Here is an 18,283-nt window from a genome sequence, read left to right on the forward strand (position 1 = left end):
TGATAAAGCATCCTCCCCCCTGCAGTTATTTAATCGAACCTTGCATAACACCCTGAATAATATACTTCTGGGCGAACAGATAGATGATAATGATCGGAAATATCGTCAGTACCAAACTTGCCATCAATGGACCATAATCCACTGTATAGGTTCCATAAAAGTTGTACGTGGACAACGGAAGTGTCCTTTGCTCCGGATCGACCAGAATGAGGGAAGGCAGTAGAAAATCATTCCAGATCCACAGCACATTGAGAATGGAAATGGTGGCAGTCGTGGGCATCAGTACCGGAAACACGATCCGGAAGAATGTCTGAAACCGCGTGCAGCCGTCAATTAGCGCCGCTTCCTCCAGTTCCTTTGGAATACTCTTTACAAAACCATGATAAATGAAGACGGCCAGCGAGCTACCAAAACCGATATACATGTAAATCAGCGACCACTTACTGTTCAGCAGATCAAGTGACCCGTAGATTTTCACCAATGGAATCATGATAGCCTGAAATGGAATGATCATGGATGCAACCATCAGCATAAAAGTATATTGGTTGAACCTCGTGTTATTTCTAACAAAATAATGAGCCGTCATCGCCGCGAACAGCGATATAAACAGAACACTTAACACCGTTATGACCAATGAGTTGGTGAAGGCAGCGATGTAATTCATTTTATCAAATGCATTCATATAATTGACCATACTGAAGCTCTCTGGAAGCGATAACGGATTCGAGGTGATGGCCATGTTTTCCTTGAACGAATTGATCAGCAGAAAGACGAACGGTACGATGAACAATATGAGTATGACTGTCAGCACAATGAATTTGATTACGGAGGAAGCAATTCTTTTTCTTGTCATTACGCCTCCACCTCCAACTTCTTACTAAAATAAACCTGAAGCAGAGTGATGAGAGCAACCATCAGGAACAACACGAATGCTTCTGCCTGCCCCACACCATAATCACGGGAAAGGAATGCCTTTTCATACACATGCATCGACACCATTTGAGTACTGCTGAACGGCCCACCTTTCGTGAGCGCAAGGTTCACGTCATAGACCATAAATCCGCGCTGCAGGGACAAAAATATACATACGATGAAAGAAGGAACCATCAAGGGCAGCACCATTTTCCGCAGTCTGGTCCAGCTGTTCGCCCCATCAATGCTTGCGGCCTCCATAATATCATTCGGCACACCCGTCAATCCCGCGATGTAAATGACCATCATGTAACCCGCGTTCTGCCACACGGTTACAATCACGAGTGCCCAGAACGCTTTGTCGGGATCAGCCAGCCAAGTCGTGCTGAGCGACTGTATGCTGGCATGTTGTCCCAAATAGACAAGCACATTGTTGAATATAAACTGCCATATAAAACCGAGTACAATGCCGCCGACAAGGTTGGGCAGGAAAAATCCCGCCCGGAAAACACTCTGTCCTTTTAACCCTTTAGTCAGCACATAAGCCAGCATAAACGCGATCACATTAATAAGAACAACGGTATAAAACACATACTTGAGCGTCAAGCTGAACGATTTCCAAAACTCAATATCTCTAAAAACAGCCAGATAGTTTTGGATGCCTACCAGCGATAGTGTGGTGGAAATACCATCCCAGTTTGTGAACGTCAGATAGATGCCATACAAAAATGGAATAATCATTACCGTTATGAAGGCAAACAAGGTTGGGCCGGTAAACAGTAGCCGCGTCCGCAGCCGGTTCCATACTCCTTTTTCCGTAATCATGATGATCCCTCCCTTTGTTCCGGGTTTCTCTCTCTATTCCAGGTAATTTGAAAATAACCTTATTTAACCGTTTTCCAGTAGTTTTCGATTTCTTTAACCAGTGTTGCACGATCGCCCTGTTTCGCCAGATACTTTTGCATGGAAGATCCTGTCTTGGACCAGTGGTCGGCAGGCAGCATGCTCATCGACTGCTCTGACTTGCCTTTTGCAATATAATCCTGGATGGACTTGCCAAGCGGGTCGGCCGCAGGCAGTGTAATATTTTTGAACGCCGGGATAATGTTCGCTTGGTTCACGAGGAAATCCTGGCCTTTCGCATCATATACGATCCAGTTCAGGAACTTCTTCGCCGCCTCTTGCTGTTCCGGAGTAGTCTTCTCCTTGTCAATAACAATGCGCTTGGATACAGCGGACGAAATCTCCTGATTGCCGTAGTCATCGGCATTGTTACTGATGGGTACAGGCAAGAAACCATATTCTTTATTAGCGGTATCAAAACTGTTGATTTGCGGCCATGCCCAGTTGCCCATGAACCAAATGCCAACTTCACCTTTGCCGAGCAGCTCCGGTCCGCGTTCATAAGCTCCTGCTAGCGGAGAAGCCTGATCGATGTTGTATTTCATCATGAGGTCGAATGTATCCATAAGTCCGTTAAATACAGGATTATTAGCCAAGCTAGCCTGGCCCGCTTTTAGTGACGCCATGAATTTGTCCACTTCAGCCATGTCTTTGTTCTGGCCTGCATAAGCAAGAGGCAAATAATGAGCGCCCAGAGACCAATCCATTGGTGAAATCACCAATGCTTTCTTACCAGATGCCTCGATTTGCTGAAACAGTTTTTCAAGGTCATTTCGGGTTTTAATTGTGGTGGGATCAAAGCTTCCGCCTACCGCTTTATCTACAACTGCTTTGTTGTAAATGAATCCGTAGCCTTCAACAGCCAACGGAAACGCGTAATTTTTACCATCAAATGTCGTAGCAGTGGTAGCATTTTCAACAGTGTCCGCATTCCACTTTTCCCCACTTAGATCGAGGATACGGTCCTTGAATTTCTCAACATCACCTGTATCTAGCATGGTCATGGTCGGCGGGTTTCCTGATGCATACAATGCAGAGGCACGCTCAAAAGGAGATCCACCAGTCGGAACCGGCTGGATTTCAACAGTAATGTCCGGATTGTCTTTCTGGAACGCCTTCGCGGCTTCCTCCAGCTGTGGAAGGATTTCGCCTTTGGAGTTCAAAAGCGTAATTTTGACATTTTTCGAATCCCCTGATCCCCCTCCAGAAGCCGAATTACCTTCTCCTCCGGAGCCACCGCATGCAGACACCACCATAACCAAAAGAAGCAGCATTACCATCCATTGAACTCTTTTGAATTTCCTCACTGTTGTCATCCCCTTATTTATATAATGGCTCTGAACACTTAAATAAAACGCTTACAAACGGATTATATGTCAAAGGTTTAACTTGTGTCAATCGTTTGACATGTCGAAATTTTAACATGTACTAAAAAAAATCTGTTCCCCTTGTTAGAGGAACAGATTTTCATTCAGGTCGTTGCCCGCTCAATTAGTTCAACAGGCAGCAGATTGACAGGTTGTACCTGCTCCCCTTCAGCCTGCCTGCGGATCAGCTCGACCGCCAGTCTGCCGATGTCTGCAATCGGCTGTCTTACCGATGTAAGTTCCGGCGTCAGCCAGGAAGCAACGCTTACATCATCGAAGCCTACAATGCGCACATTCCCTGGCACATGCCTTCCAGCGCGAATATATTCTTTCAGCGCAAAAGCAGCAATAATATCACTTGTTGCGAACACTCCATCCACATCTGGATGTTCATGAACGAGTTTTGAAATGATTCGCTCGTACTCCTTCTGATCGAACACATTCAAGTCTGTTTGAACGATCACATGCTGGACACCATCCCTGCCCACGACATCCCGGAATGCTTTGGTCCGCTCATTGGACAGCATGTTCAGCTCCAGATTTCCGCATATATGCGCAATTTTCTGGCAGCCTTTGCGAATGAGCAGCTCCGTAGCCAGCTCGCCTCCGCGATAATTATCCGAGGATATGTAAGGAATATACGGGTCAATCTGCCTATCAAACGTCACGATCGGTGAATTCAAATGTCGGTACTCTTCTACTTCTAATGTATGGCTACCCATAATGATGCCATCCACCCGGTTCCGCTTCAACATATCGATATACACTTTTTCCTTCACGGGATCCATATGTGAATTGCACAGCAGGACCTTGCAGTCATGCTGATAGGCATAATACTCGACCTGATTGGCAAGCTCACCGAAGAAAGGATGCGAGACATTGGGAATAATAAGCCCAATAATATTGGACTGCTTACGTAGCAGAGATCGTGCTATTTCATTCGGTTGATAATTAAGCTCCTCCATTGCGTCAAACACTTTTTTGCGTGTAGTTTCGCTGATATATCCTCGATTATTCATTACACGGGATACTGTAGTGACTGACACGCCCGCTTTTAATGCTACATCATGAATTGTCGCCATATTAACCTCTTCCCGCACAAAATAAATACATACAAACTATACTCTCTCCTCATCATTTCAACAACCTTACATAACGGAAGGCCTCAAAATGGCCGTAAATGTTAGGTGACTGAACTTTGCGAATCCCAAATTAGAGGTCACAATTGCTCTAAACCATAATGATAGCAAGACCCCCTTAAAAAGGTCTTGCTTTCTTTTCTTTAACCATCCTTCTTTGATTCAACTTCCCTGACGTAGGGGCTCTAGTTATCGGGGTGAGTAGCGATCCAGCGGAGCATTTTTAAACCACAACTTGATAAAATTTAGGTTTTTTAAAATTATGCCTCAAGCGTTAAGTTTTCTATTGTGGACGACTCAATTTCAAACTACAATGAAGATACCAAATATGGAAGCGTTTTATATTTTTCCCGGTAAGCTGGTCAATACTCGAAATAATGTATCATTGTCAGCCATTGCTTTCATGTTTGGTCAATCTTTTATGGAGGTGTAAAATGAAAAAGAAATCTTGGTTTACTCTACTGGCAACTGGAATTCTCTCTCTGTTTGTTTCGGTAAGCGTTTATGCGGGGAATGTTTTTTGGGAACCACTTAATGGTTTCAATTCTGGTGCATGGCAAAAAGCGGATGGATATTCCAATGGGAACATGTTTAATTGCACTTGGCGTGCCAATAATGTCAATTTTACAAACGATGGCAAAATGAAGCTTGGCTTAACGAGTTCTGCGTACAATAAATTTGACTGCGGAGAGTATCGATCGACGAACACTTACAGATACGGCTTATACGAGGTCAGCATGAAGCCTGCTAAAAACACAGGGATCGTATCTTCCTTTTTTACGTATACGGGACCTACTGATGGCACGCAATGGGATGAAATAGATATTGAATTTTTAGGCAAAGACACAACAAAAGTGCAATTCAACTATTATACAAACGGGGTCGGTGGTCACGAGAAGATTGTTGATCTGGGCTTTGATGCATCAAGAGGCTTCCACACCTATGCTTTCGATTGGCAGCCAGGGTACATTAAGTGGTATGTTGACGGGGTTCTAAAGCATACGGCAACCACGAACATACCAAGCACGCCAGGCAAGATTATGATGAATTTATGGAATGGCACTGGCGTTGACGACTGGCTAGGTTCGTATAATGGAGCGAATCCGCTATACGCCGAATATGATTGGGTAAAATACACGAGCAATTAGCCTGTAGTACAAAAGCAGCCCTGTATGAAGTGCCCCCTTAAAGTTAGACAAATATTTTTATGCAACCAGTTGGGCATGAGCTCGGTATTGTACCGGGCTCATGCCTTTTAGTTTGAAAACGGTCAGATGCTGTATCGAAAAATGGGTTACCATGAAGTCGGCATTTTTGAAAAACAAGGGGTTATAATAGCGACAGCCAAGGACGAGAAAATAAAGTCCTAGACTGTCGCTATTTTATTGAGCTAACGTCTCCCGTTAGCGTAATCGATATTATTCTTGCGCTACAACACGTCGCTCCTTCGGGCAGTTACCTACGACAGGACGAAGAATAATGGCAGCCTATCAGGGCTTCCACTCCAACTTGAGCATAGCAAATAAGAGGGCAGTTGATGGCCTCAAGTCCTATTTAAGGATTTATTACATACTTCATCCATAGCCCACCATCGTCCAGTTTTTCTACACTCTTCAAAAAGAAATTTACTGGCTTAGTTTTTTGAAGATGAGCACTCGTTTCAAATAGCGTCAAAGAGTTAGAAGCACCATCTACTATCGGGACTAAAACTAAACTAATCTCATCAATTAAACCTTCAACAGTGAAATTCAAACTTTCTTTTCCTTCAAAAATATAAGATATACCCAGCTTTTTCAAATGAGCTAAATAAGCATCCGATGCTTGTTCGGAAAGTACTTCTATAATATGATGACCGAATCGATCATCATCATTAGAAATGATGTTTTTTGTCCATCTAATTTCTCAAAAAGATCTACTGCAACTGCATAGGTTTTAGCATTGGGATTCGCTACGTAATCTGTTCTAGGGATCGTCGGAGTATTGTCTTGATCTAAATTTATTTTTTTTCCAAAAGTGAAGTGTTTCTCCATGGTAATCCTGCCGCAAATCCATGCTTGGCATTCGTAACGATCATGAATTCCCTTGTATTTTTTGGTAAAATATGCCGTTAAAATTCTCTTCTAAAAAATCTCCAACAATTTTGCCATCTAGTGATGTTAGCATGTGACAAGTAATATAGGGTCTCTCCAAATTAATCCTTATCAATATGTTCTCCTGTCTTTAACTTTCCTAATATTTCCTTACCATAATACCGCTATCTATTTAAACCAAAGCAGTCGTCCCCTGATTTTAACAAAAGCCGATGAACAAGTGTCATAGGCTTTTGACTTACTAAAAGTAATTCTTATACTATGTTTTATTAATATTTAGTATACAACTTTATTGTCCGCTGACAGTTGTTTACGATTGAAAAGCGGTTTCTGATAGAATAAAAGGATCATACAGAATGAACGAAGCCATCTATTTAAATAACAACTGGAGGTATATCCATGCAAACACTTGAAACCAACCGATTGATCCTGCGGAATTTTGCCGCAACTGACGCTGCCGGATTGTTGGAGTATACAGCTAATCCAAGAGTTAACTGCTTTATGGATAACCAGATTTCGACGTTGGAGGAAGCTACAGCGGAGGTCGAAAAAAGAAGCAGTGACGACTCCCATATCGCGGTCTGCCTGAAAGACAGCAACGAACTGATCGGTGAGCTGTTTGGTATGAAGGAAGAACGAGATTCGGATACGTATGGTATTGGATGGAATTTTAATGCCAGATTTGAAGGGAAAGGGTACGCAAGTGAGAGCGCCAACGCCTTCATAGAATATCTTTTTACGCAACAGGAAATAAGAAGACTGTACGCCTATGTCGAGGACGATAACTTCCGTTCCCAGAAGCTGTGTGATAAACTGGGCTTTCGCCAGGAAGGCTGCTTCATGGAATTCGTTTCATTTGTTAAATATGAAGACGGCACGCCGAAATACGAGAATACGTATCAATATGCATTACTGAAAAAAGAATGGCTCTCACAACGTGCTAATCAGAAATAAAGAACAATAGGTTAATCTCATTTTTAAAACTAAGAAACGTTCCATAACAAATACGGCGACTTCTCTCCAGTGGATTCCAGGGAAAAGTCGCCGTTTGGTTTTAAGTTTCGATATAGGGTCTGGTTTAGCTATCCCAAAACGGCTTTGCAATCTGCTGACCTTAATCGATCTTCGTCCTTACACGGCTTCACAGGTTGTTTCCGCAAGCTACCAGTCACTCACAAGTTGCTATAAGTTAGAACACAACTTTATTGTCTGTAGACAACAACACCACACAAACATTGTGAGGTGTCATAATTAATGAGAAAACAACAAGCTGAATATATGATAATTCAACGATCATTTCCATAATTAGTGAGAACTCATTGACTCGAAGTTATTCGGTCCACCCTAATTTTTCAAATTTTATGAGAATATACGCAACTCTAAAAGTGCGTATTTATACAATTAATAAGAAGTTGTACTACTTCTTCATTGTCAATTGTTAGCGAATAATAATGTTTTAGACTAAACAATAAAGAACTAGACTGAGATAATAAAGTTATAGACTGGCGACGCGTGGCCCGCATGCGTGGCTGCAGTTGCGCTCCCCAGCTCTTCCGGAATGAAGTCCAGCTTTGCGATCGGCGCGCTAGCGACGGCGGCCGGTGTAATTAGAAAATATAGTCTTATACTGGAAAATAAAGTATTAAAGATATAAACTACGAATATGCTTTTTTCTTGAATCCTCTCATATGATGAGAGTAATTCAGTATTCGAGGAGATGATCTTGATGAACAAGAACATAGGGATTAAGGATATTTTGGTAAGGTTCGACGAGATTTCGAAGCATTATGTTCGGGAGCTGGACAAGTATAGTCTGGCGGAACTGTGTCGCAAGCCAAGCGAGAACGAATGGTCGCTTGGGCAAATGTACCTACATCTGCCCCATTCCACGCTGAACTTGCAGCTCAGTCTTGCGGAGCAGTGCATGGCGCTCGGTGGCGGCAGCGAGGAGGGCGGCGGGAAGACGGAGGCCGGCCATGGCGTGTTTGAGCAAGGGAGCTTCCCACCGGTTCGCATTCAGGTACCGGCCGACTTGCAATATACGCCTCCTCAGCCAGAGAGCAAGGAGCAGCTTGTCGCCAAGCTAGAGGAAGCAAGGCGCCGCATGCATGAGATTGGGGCGTCGCTGCAGAACATAGACCCAGAGCGGCTACAGCGAAAGGCGACTCATCCGGCCGTAGCCTTCGGCGCGTTAAACGCGGTCGAATGGTTCACGATGGTGGAGATGCATTACCGTCATCATCTTCTTCAAAAGGAGCGGCTGGACTCTTTCTTACAAACTGCAGAGTTATTAGGCTAACAGGACACGATAGTTGAATGTTGGCCACAACAGCGGCCAGTCTAGGATTTTATTTTCGCGTCCTTATCTGCCGCTGTTGCATTTGTCGGATCAGTCTAAAACATATTTCTCAAAAGCTGACGACCTTTGAAATGGACAATCGCGTAAAATCAGCAACCCCAGTCTACAAATTTTATTTTCTTCGAACATCAATTATGATAATTTTTCTCGTTCAATCTGTAAATTTCCTCACTAATTATGACACTTTCTTCGAAAAATAAAGTTGTGTACCAAAATCCAATATTTGTGTTTTGTATTTTTTTAATAAAATTTCAAAAATATGTACGTTAAATCCTTATAAATATGTTCTCCTGTCTTTAACTTTTCTAATATTTCTTTACCATAATATCGCTCTCTATTATTTAAACCAAAGCAGCCGTGTTTTTAATAATCTTGAGTTACCAACACTAAATCGTAGTTACCAACATTAATGTGTTTCTGAACAATTAGTGTCAGGCGATAAAAAAGCGTGAACCAATTTTGTTGATTTTACTGCGTTTGCCAGAGCACGTGATAAACACGAAAAATAAAAAGTCTGAAACCACCACAAATTACCATAAAAAGAAAGTTGGAAACTTGTACTATTACGATAATATAATTTTCATAACCATTTCCTCAATATACTAATTCATTATTCACTTCTTTCAATGAAGCCATTATATCTCTAGCTAGTTTATTAATTCTCTTTTTTTGTTCGAATGATAGCTTGATTTTACTTAATTCTTTAAATAGTGAACTTACGGAAGGTAGATTACTATTCCAGCCTCCTGACTCTAATACTGAAAAAACGTTTCGGCATAATACCAAAAGTCTTCTCCAAGAGCTTCACGCTTCCTTTTTATCTCTTGATACCCTAGAAAAATTGCCCTGTGAATCGGTTGTTTCCATCATGCGAAGCTTGTGCTTCATCCGCTTTTGCGTGGAATCTACCAGCACCCATTCATCCATGGTGACCTTGCTGTCCTCTGGAATTTCAAGCGATTGGAGCGGTTCGATCACCGCGTTCTCCTTCAAGCGAGTCACGAAGTATATCCCGTCCGAGCAATAACGATCGTATGCTTTGTAGTCCACGTAACCGAGGTCAACACATAGGTGATTCCGGCATCTTCGATAAGGTCATCCATCTATGTCCGGTCATTTTTCTTGGCTGTCGTAATGGTTGCCTTCTCTGGCAGGACCTCATGAGCATCTGCAAAAGCAAGGCGGAGGTGAAGCTTTATACCAGCCTTGGTCTTGCGAAAGTCGGCCCACTTGTACCTCCGCAAGCAAAGAGCAACGGTGGTAGAGTCGATAATCCGGAGTGCTTTGCGGTCTGCTATCGAACAGCCATGCCTAGACAAAATCTGCATAGCCAGCCGCTCGAAAACCTGCTGGAGCAGGTCCTGATCCACCTGATTATGCTTGCGGCATAATTGTGCCGGTGAGATCGATTCCAAGCCTAGCATTCCTGTTGAAATTCCTTACTCAGAACGTCGTCGGCTATCTCTCTCAGCACTTCCTGCAGCCTATTTCGGCCATTGTATTTCGGAACTTTTCCCCTATGAGGTAGTAGTAAACGAGTAGCCGCGGCGCACGTTTTAGATATCTGTATTTTTTCCTGTAGTCTTCATGTGCCTTTTGTTGTTCTTCTGGTGTCATAGTCAAAAGATTAAACTCGTCTGCAACGATCGGGAATTACTTCTTTTCGTTTTTCGGATATTCGGATTTTATGGTGGAATTATCTCTGTTTAAATGGTTTGATTCTTAGTATACCCAAGGTAAACTACAATTTCTGTTGTGTTTTGTCGATTTTTCAATAAATTGAAATCGTTACTCAGCGGCACTTGACGTCAGATTCCTGTGGTGGATTTTTCCCTTTCATTTGAAAAAAAACACCCGGCAGGATGCATACCGAGAGAAATACGGCATACACCCAAGCCGGGTAAGGGATTAGAAAATAATATCAATGGCCTCTAGCACATCTTGCTCCTGTTCGGATTGCCCGTTCAGGGAAATATCCTTCAACAGCACCGAAGGCTGTTCGCAAATTTGAGTGATGATCACGAACAGGTCCTGAGCGAAATTGTCGATCAGATTGCGCGTAAACAACTTGGTGGCATATTCAAACTGTCCGTTCATTCCCTCATCCAGCAACGAAATGACCAAGGTAAGATCAAATTGGGAAACCGTATGAGTTTCCGGATAAGATTCGATCTTGATATCCCCGAAGCTTTGAACGTTATCTTCCTTGGTTTCCAGAGCAAACATGACATCGAATACAGGATTGCGGCTTTGATCTCGCGGCGCCTGCAGCTTTTTCACAAGCTCCTCGAACGGATAATCCTGGTGGTCGTAGGCCCCCAGCATCGTTTCTTTGACTTCGTTCAAGTAAGCGAGGAACGTCTTCTCCCCGGACGGATAATGGCGAATCGCCAAAGTGTTGACAAACATTCCGATGAGCGGCTCCAGGTCGGCATGTGTGCGGCCCGAAACCGGCGTGCCTACAATGAAGTCTTCTTGTCCCGAGTACTTGCTGAGCAGGATTGAATAGGCCGCCAATAACACCATATAAAGGGTGGCACCGTTCTCATCGGCGATGCGCTGCAAGCTGTCGGTCTTCTGCTTGTCGATGCTAAAAGGCAGCACATCTCCCTCAAAGCTGCGAGCAGCAGGTCTGACAAAGTCCGTAGGCAGTTCAAGCGTCGGCAGTTCGCCTTCCAGCACGTCCAGCCAGTAGGCTTCCTGACGTTTCAGCCGCTCTTTTACAGGTTCGGACTGCTGCCAAGCGGCGAATTCCTTGTATTGAATCCGAAGCGGTTCCAGAGTCTCGCCGTTATACAGGCGCAGCAGCTCTTCGACGAAGATGCCCATCGACATGCCATCCGTGACGATATGATGAATGTCCAGCATGAGCAGATGCCGTTCCGTTTCCCATTCGACTAAGCCCACACGCAGCAGCGGCGGCCGCTCCAAATCAAAGACGCGCACAAAGCCGTCTACGATGCTCTTCGTTTCACTTTCCGTCGCTTTCGTATACTCGACGGCAAACTTCAAGTCCGGATAAATCCATTGTACCGGTTCGCCGTCGACCATTTCGAAGCTGGTTCGCAAAATTTCGTGACGAGCTATCAATCCTTTGAGCGCCGCCTCGAATTGATTCCGTTCCAAACGCCCGACGAGAACCGTCATGCCGGACATGTTGTAGCTCAGCTCGGCGCCTTCCATCTGCTGCTGGATGTACAGCCGTCTTTGCACGGAGGAAAGCGGATAGTAATCCCTCTTATCCAGAACCGGAATGGAGAGGTGTTCCTGCCGCTCCAATTGGCTGATCGCTTCGGCCATCGCTTCGATGGTCGAGTGCTGGAACACATCACGTAGCGGCAGGTTCACGCTCAGTTCCTTGTGCACCTTGCTGACCAGCGTCGTCGCCCGCAGGGAGTGCCCGCCGAGGTCGAAGAAGTTGTCCGTCACGCCAATCGTGACCGGCCCGAGCACGTTCTGCCAGATGGCGACCAGTTTCGCCTCCAGTTCGGTGCGCGGCGCCACGTATTCGCGGCCTGCGCTTGCTCCCCCTTCCGGCGCCGGCAGCGCCTTCCGGTCGATTTTCCCGTTCGGCGTCAGAGGCAGGCGCTCCAGCTCGACGAAGTACGACGGGATCATGTATCCCGGCAGCTCGCTGGCAATCGCCCGCTTCAGGTCCGCCGCCGTCAAGCCTTCTTCCGCTGTATAATAAGCGCACAAAGCTTTCTGACCTTCTTGATCTTCCCTGACGACGACGACTGCTTCCTTCACGCCACCTACACTCAGCAGCTTCGCTTCGACTTCGCCCGTCTCAATCCGGTACCCCCGGATTTTCGCCTGGTTGTCGATCCGGCCGATGAAGTCCACGTTCCCGTCCTCCATCCACCGCGCCAAGTCTCCCGTGCGATACAGCCGCTCGCCCGCGGCGAACGGGCTGTCTACGAACTTCTCTTCTGTCAGCTCCGGACGGTTCAAGTACCCGCGCGCCACCCCGACTCCGCCGATAACCAGCTCGCCCAGCACCCCGACCGGCACCGGGTTCAGATGCGCGTCCACGATGTAGAATTTCGCATTCAGCCACGCTTTGCCGATCGGCACATGGCCTGTCTGCGGCAGCTTCGTCAGCGGCTCGTCGTAGAAACTTGAATCGATCGCCGCTTCCGTCACGCCGTATGCGTTGATGATCCGGAACAACGTGCCGAAGCGTTCCTGCAAGGTCCGGTAATCCGCCACGCTGCAGCTGTCCGAGCTCGTGATCAACAGCTCCATCCAGCTCATATCCAGTTGCTGCTCGTGCACGTAATCTAGGAACGGCACGATCAGCGCCGGCGTCGATTCGAAGAGGGTGACCCGCTCCCGCTCCATCCAGTGGTGCAGACGAGACGGATCGATCCGGTCGTCCTTTGGCACAATCACCATCGTGCCTCCGTTGTACAGCGTCCGGGCGATATCTCCCACGAACACGTCGAACGAGAAGCTTGCGAGCTGCAGCAGCCGCACCGGGAACTGATCCAACCGGTATTCCCGCCGGTAGCCCGCCGCCGTGTTCACTAGGCTGCGGTGCTCGATCATCACGCCCTTCGGCTTGCCCGTCGTTCCCGACGTATAGATCACGTACGCCAGATCCTCCGGACGGGCTTCATGGAAGCTGTCGGTGCCAACATTCTGATGGCTCTTATCGCCATCGTCCACAGCATCCGTCAGCTTGCCGGAGACAATGCCGGAGACAACCGACGCATTCGCCCGCTCCTCGCTGTACGACGCTTCGTCGTCCAGGTACAGCACCGCCGCCAGCGCCAGCTCCTCTTCGTCGAGCCAGGCTTCAGCACGCTCTCGCAGCGGCGTTTGCGTCAGCAGTACCTTCGCTCCGCTGTCTTCGAGCATGAACCGCACGCGGTCCGCCGGATAATCCGGGTCGAGCGGCACATACGCCCCGCCCGCTTTCCAGACGGCCAGCACGGCCACCAGCAAGTCCACCGAACGCTCGGCGAGAATGCCGACGATCGTCTCCCGGCCGATGCCGCTTGCGCGCAGCGTGGCCGCCAAGCGGTTCGCCCGCTCGTTCAGCTCCGCATACGTCAGCCGGTCGTTCTCGTACACGACGGCCGCCTCTTCCGGCGTGCGCTCCGCCTGTTCCTCGAACAGCCGGTGGAACGCGGCCGCAGGAGCCGCTCCCGGCTGCGCCGGGTTAAACGCGCCGAGAATTTGCTCTTTTTCCGTCGGTGTCAAAATGCCCAGCTCGGCAATAGTCGCCGACGGGTTGCGGAGAATGGATTCAAGCAGCTGCAAGTAGTGAGCGGCCAATTTCTCCACCGTTTCGGTTTTATAAAGAGCAGTGGCGTATTCAAACAGATATTCCAAGCCTTCCTCGATCTCCGTGACGTCCAAGCTGAGATCGAATTTAGAAACAATTTCTTCGCTGGCATACGTCGACAAATGGAGTCCGGGAAGCTGGATTTCCAAATTCTCTGTATTCTGCAAAGCAAACATCGTATCGAACAGCGGATTGCGGCTTAAATCGCGAGCCACGTTCACCTTATCCACCAGTTCCTCAAACGGATAATTCTGATGTTCAAAAGCGCCCAGCGTCGTCTCCTTGATTTCCTTCAAGTAGTCAAGGAACGTCTTACCGGCTGCCGGATAACTGCGGATGGCCAGGGTATTGACGAACATCCCGATCAGCGGCTGAACGTCGCTGTGATTTCTTCCCGCAATCGGCGTACCGACCACCACGTCTTCTTGCCCCGTATATTTATGCAATAATATTGTATAACCAGCAAGCAGAACCATGTAAAGCGTTGCCCCGTTCTCGGCTGCAAGCCGTTTCAGACCCTCGCTTTTCTCGCTATGCATAAACAATTGCAGCGTGCGGCCCTCGTAGCTCTGCATAGCCGGGCGCGGATAGTCCGCCGGCAATTCCAAAACCGGCAGCTCTCCGCGGAACATGTCGAGCCAGTAGGCTTCCTGCTTGGCAAGCTGAGCTTTCTGCTCGTCCGATTGCTGCCATACCGCATAATCTTTGTACTGAATGCGGAGCGGCTCCAACGGCTCCCCGCTGTACAAGCGGACGAACTCTTCGATCAGTACGTCAATCGAAACGCCGTCAGATACGATATGATGCGTATCGAACATTAGAATGTGCCGGTCCGGCGCCAGTTCGGCAAGGCCTACCCGCAGAAGTGGCGGCTTCGCTAGATCAAACGGACGAACGAATTGGCGCACCGTTTCTTCCGCCTGCTCCCCGCTGATCTGCACATATTCCACCTGGAAGGCGGCTTCTTCGTAAATCCGCTGAACCGCTTCGCCTTTTACCATCTCAAAGCCGGTACGCAGCGTTTCATGACGAGCTACGAGCCCGCGGAACGCTTCTTCAAACCGCTGCCGGTCGAGCTCCCCTTCGAGCAGCATAGCTCCCGGTATGTTGTAGCTCAGCTCGGCTCCTTCCAGCTGGTTCAAGATATAGAGACGTTTCTGAGCGGAAGAGAGCGGATAATACTCGCTAGGTTCCGCAGCCGGAATAGCCGTGAACGAGCCGATCTCCAGCAGCTCCATAGCCGCGGCCATTTCCTCAACCGTCGAGTAGCGGAATACGTCGCGAAGCGGGAATTCAACGCCTAGCTCCTTATGCATTTTGCTGACAAGCGTCGTCGCCCGCAGGGAGTGTCCGCCGAGGTCGAAGAAGTTGTCCGTTACGCCTACCGCCTTCTCCCGAACAAGAACATCCTGCCAAATGGCGGCCAGCTTCGCCTCAAGTTCGGTGCGCGGCGCCACGTATTCGCGGCCTCCGCCTTCCGGTGCCGGCAACGCCTTCCGGTCGATCTTTCCGTTCGGCGTCAGAGGCAGGCACTCCAGCTCCACGAAGTACGACGGGATCATGTACCCCGGTAGCTCGCTGGCAATCGCCCGCTTCAGGTCCGCCGCCGTCAAGCCTTCTTCCGCTGTATAATAAGCGCACAAAGCTTTCTGACCTTCTTGATCTTCCCTGACGACGACGACCGCTTCCTTCACGTCACCTACACTCAGCAGCTTCGCTTCAACTTCGCCTGTCTCAATCCGATAGCCGCGAATTTTCACCTGGTTGTCGATCCGGCCGATGAAGTCCACGTTGCCGTCCGGCATCCAGCGCGCCAGGTCGCCCGTCCGGTACAGCCGCTCCCCAGCGGCGAACGGGCTGTCTACGAATTTCTCTTCCGTCAGCTCCGGACGGTTCAAGTACCCGCGCGCCACTCCGACTCCGCCGATGACCAGCTCGCCCAGCACCCCGACCGGCACCGGGTTCAGATGCGCGTCCACGATGTAGAATTTCGCATTCAGCCACGCTTTGCCGATCGGCACATTTCCTGTCTGCGGCAGCTTCGCCAGCTCCTCGTCGTAGAAGCTGGAGTCGATCGCCGCTTCCGTCACGCCGTATGCGTTGATGATCCGGAACAACGTGCCGAAGCGTTCCTGCAAGGTCCGGTAATCCGCCACGCTGCAGCTGTCCGAGCTCGTGATCAACAGCTCCATCCAGCTCATATCCAGTTGCTGCTCGTGCACGTAATCTAGGAACGGCACGATCAGCGCCGGCGTCGATTCGAAGAGGGTGACCCGCTCCCGCTCCATCCAGTGGTGCAGACGAGACGGATCGATCCGGTCGTCCTTTGGCACAATCACCATCGTGCCTCCGTTGTACAGCGTCCGGGCGATATCTCCCACGAACACGTCGAACGAGAAGCTTGCGAGCTGCAGCAGCCGCACCGGGAACTGATCCAACCGGTATTCCCGCCGGTAGCCCGCCGCCGTGTTCACTAGGCTGCGGTGCTCGATCATCACGCCCTTCGGCTTGCCCGTCGTTCCCGACGTATAGATCACGTACGCCAGATCCTCCGGACGGGCTTCATGGAAGCTGTCGGTGCCAACATTCTGATGGCTCTTATCGCCATCGTCCACAGCATCCGTCAGCTTGCCGGAGACAATGCCGGAGACAACCGACGCATTCGCCCGCTCCTCGCTGTACGACGCTTCGTCGTCCAGGTACAGCACCGCCGCCAGCGCCAGCTCCTCTTCGCCGAGCCAGGCTTCGGCGCGCTCTCGCAGCGGCGTTTGCGTCAGCAGCACCTTCGCTCCGCTGTCTTCGAGCATGAACCGCACGCGGTCTGCCGGATAATCCGGGTCAAGCGGCACATACGCCCCGCCCGCTTTCCAGACGGCCAGCACGGCCACCAGCAAGTCCACCGAACGCTCGGCGAGAATACCGACAATTGACTCCCGGCCGATGCCACTTGCGCGCAATGTAGCCGCCAAGCGATTCGCCCGCTCGTTCAGCTCCGCATACGTCAGCCGGTCGTTCTCGTACACGACGGCCGCCTCTTCCGGTGTGCGCTCCGCCTGTTCCTCGAACAGCCGGTGGAATGCGACCGCAGGAGCCGCTTCCGGCTGCGCCGGGTTAAACGCGCCAAGAATTTGCTCTTTTTCCGCCGCCGTCAAAAGCTCCAACTGATTCACGCGCAAGTTCGGGTTAGCTGCAACCTGCTCCAGTGCCCAGGTAAAATGACTGTAGAGCTGCCTGATGTCATCCTCTCTGAACGTCAGCGCATTGTACGTAAACCGCAGCAAAATATGCTCTTCCGGAATGACAGTAATGTCCAAGTTGTAGTTCGTTTGCTCCGGCGACTGGATATTAGCGATTTTCAGCGCTTCTTTGTCTCCTCCGACGACCTGCTCAATTTGTTCTTCCATCGGATAATTTTCAAACACCATGATGTGGTTGATCAAGTCACGCTTTTGCTCACTCAGCGACTGAATTTCGAACAGCGGGAACGTTTCGTAAGCTCTCGATGCCAGCGCTTGATCCTGGGTTTTTCTCAAGATAGCGGCTACCGTCTCCTCGGCTTTGCCTTGAATACGGACGGGGATCGTATTAATAAACAGGCCGATCATGCTTTCGATACCGGGAATCTCCGCTGGACGCCCGGATACGACGGAGCCAAATACGACATCTTCGCTGTTGTTGTATACCTGCAGAACCAGTCCCCATACGGTCTGCATGAATGTATTAAGCGTCACCTGATGCTGGCGCGCCACCCGCTCGATTTGCCCGGTCAGTTCCTTGCTGAGTTCCACATCGATCTCAGCTGCTTCAAAAGCGCCCTGCTTCAGCCCTGTTTTCTCCCAAGGCAGCTTGGTCTGCTGATCGTAACCCGCCAAATACTCGGACCAGTAACGCGAAGCTTTCGCGGCATCTTGAGCTTCCAGCCATTCGATATACCGGGAGTACGAGGTAACCGGAGGAAGCTCCAGCGTCCGCTTCTCCTGGAACGCGAAGTAGGTGTCGAACACTTCCTTGATCATGAAGGACATGCACCAGCCGTCCATCAAAATGTGATGGTGACTCCAGATCACATGGTAGGACTCGTCGCCCGTGCGCAAGACGGTCACGCGCATAAGAGAGCCTCGGACCAAATCGAACTTGTTCGCTTTATCCGCGCTGACGAAATCGGCTATCGTCTTCTCCGGGTCTTCATCGCTTACCAAGCGAATATCTTCGAAGTACAC

The 18,283-nt window shown here is 49.0% G+C and carries 11 protein-coding genes; 3 read left to right on the top strand and 8 right to left on the bottom strand.

Going from position 1 to position 18,283, the window contains the following annotated elements; translation table 11 throughout:
- Nucleotides 1-25: 25 nt before the first annotated feature.
- The 4 genes from KAI37_RS22450 to KAI37_RS22465 all read right to left on the bottom strand — a co-directional run bounded on the left by KAI37_RS22450 (nucleotide 26) and on the right by KAI37_RS22465 (nucleotide 4,264).
- The gene (locus tag KAI37_RS22450) at nucleotides 26-853 is read right to left on the bottom strand and encodes a carbohydrate ABC transporter permease (RefSeq protein WP_071643150.1); all 828 of its coding nucleotides are present in this window, start codon (nucleotides 851-853) and stop codon (nucleotides 26-28) included.
- Nucleotides 853-1,737 (bottom strand): carbohydrate ABC transporter permease, encoded by an 885-nt coding sequence (locus tag KAI37_RS22455; RefSeq protein ID WP_053326151.1) that lies wholly within the window; start codon nucleotides 1,735-1,737, stop codon nucleotides 853-855. The genes KAI37_RS22450 and KAI37_RS22455 overlap by 1 nt, the downstream gene beginning before the upstream one ends.
- Nucleotides 1,738-1,796: 59 nt before the next feature.
- A complete protein-coding gene (locus tag KAI37_RS22460; RefSeq protein ID WP_104495574.1) occupies nucleotides 1,797-3,122 on the bottom strand; it encodes an ABC transporter substrate-binding protein in 1,326 nt (441 codons plus the stop codon).
- Between the two features lie 164 nt (nucleotides 3,123-3,286).
- A complete protein-coding gene (locus KAI37_RS22465; protein ID WP_071643152.1) occupies nucleotides 3,287-4,264 on the bottom strand; it encodes a LacI family DNA-binding transcriptional regulator in 978 nt (325 codons plus the stop codon).
- A 491-nt stretch (nucleotides 4,265-4,755) separates the two neighbouring features.
- On the opposite strand from KAI37_RS22465, the gene bglS reads away from it, so the two are divergent.
- Entirely contained in the window at nucleotides 4,756-5,469 is a 714-nt protein-coding gene (gene bglS, locus KAI37_RS22470; RefSeq protein ID WP_071643153.1) for a beta-glucanase, read from the top strand.
- 406 nt (nucleotides 5,470-5,875) lie between these two features.
- Here the strand turns inward: bglS and KAI37_RS22475 are convergent, their stop codons facing one another.
- A complete protein-coding gene (locus KAI37_RS22475) occupies nucleotides 5,876-6,118 on the bottom strand; it encodes a dihydrofolate reductase family protein (RefSeq protein ID WP_143756843.1) in 243 nt (80 codons plus the stop codon).
- 692 nt (nucleotides 6,119-6,810) lie between these two features.
- On the opposite strand from KAI37_RS22475, the gene KAI37_RS22480 reads away from it, so the two are divergent.
- Nucleotides 6,811-7,365, top strand: a complete 555-nt coding sequence (locus KAI37_RS22480) for a GNAT family N-acetyltransferase (protein ID WP_076294792.1) — start codon at nucleotides 6,811-6,813, stop codon at nucleotides 7,363-7,365.
- A gap of 772 nt (nucleotides 7,366-8,137) precedes the next feature.
- Nucleotides 8,138-8,710 (top strand): DinB family protein, encoded by a 573-nt coding sequence (locus KAI37_RS22485; RefSeq protein ID WP_220030255.1) that lies wholly within the window; start codon nucleotides 8,138-8,140, stop codon nucleotides 8,708-8,710.
- An 864-nt stretch (nucleotides 8,711-9,574) separates the two neighbouring features.
- Here the strand turns inward: KAI37_RS22485 and KAI37_RS22490 are convergent.
- The 3 genes from KAI37_RS22490 to KAI37_RS26820 all read right to left on the bottom strand — a co-directional run bounded on the left by KAI37_RS22490 (nucleotide 9,575) and on the right by KAI37_RS26820 (nucleotide 18,283).
- Nucleotides 9,575-9,772 carry a hypothetical protein gene (locus tag KAI37_RS22490; RefSeq protein WP_158659126.1) on the bottom strand — a complete coding sequence of 66 codons (198 nt, stop codon included), beginning with the start codon at nucleotides 9,770-9,772 and terminating at the stop codon, nucleotides 9,575-9,577.
- Nucleotides 9,773-9,873: 101 nt separating this feature from the next.
- Entirely contained in the window at nucleotides 9,874-10,194 is a 321-nt protein-coding gene (locus KAI37_RS22495) for a hypothetical protein (protein WP_220030258.1), read from the bottom strand.
- Nucleotides 10,195-10,678: 484 nt separating this feature from the next.
- Nucleotides 10,679-18,283 (bottom strand): amino acid adenylation domain-containing protein, encoded by a 7,605-nt coding sequence (locus tag KAI37_RS26820; protein WP_481856562.1) that lies wholly within the window; start codon nucleotides 18,281-18,283, stop codon nucleotides 10,679-10,681.

This window comes from Paenibacillus sp. S25 (assembly GCF_019454085.1).
Taxonomy (GTDB): Bacteria; Bacillota; Bacilli; order Paenibacillales; family Paenibacillaceae; genus Paenibacillus; species Paenibacillus polymyxa_B.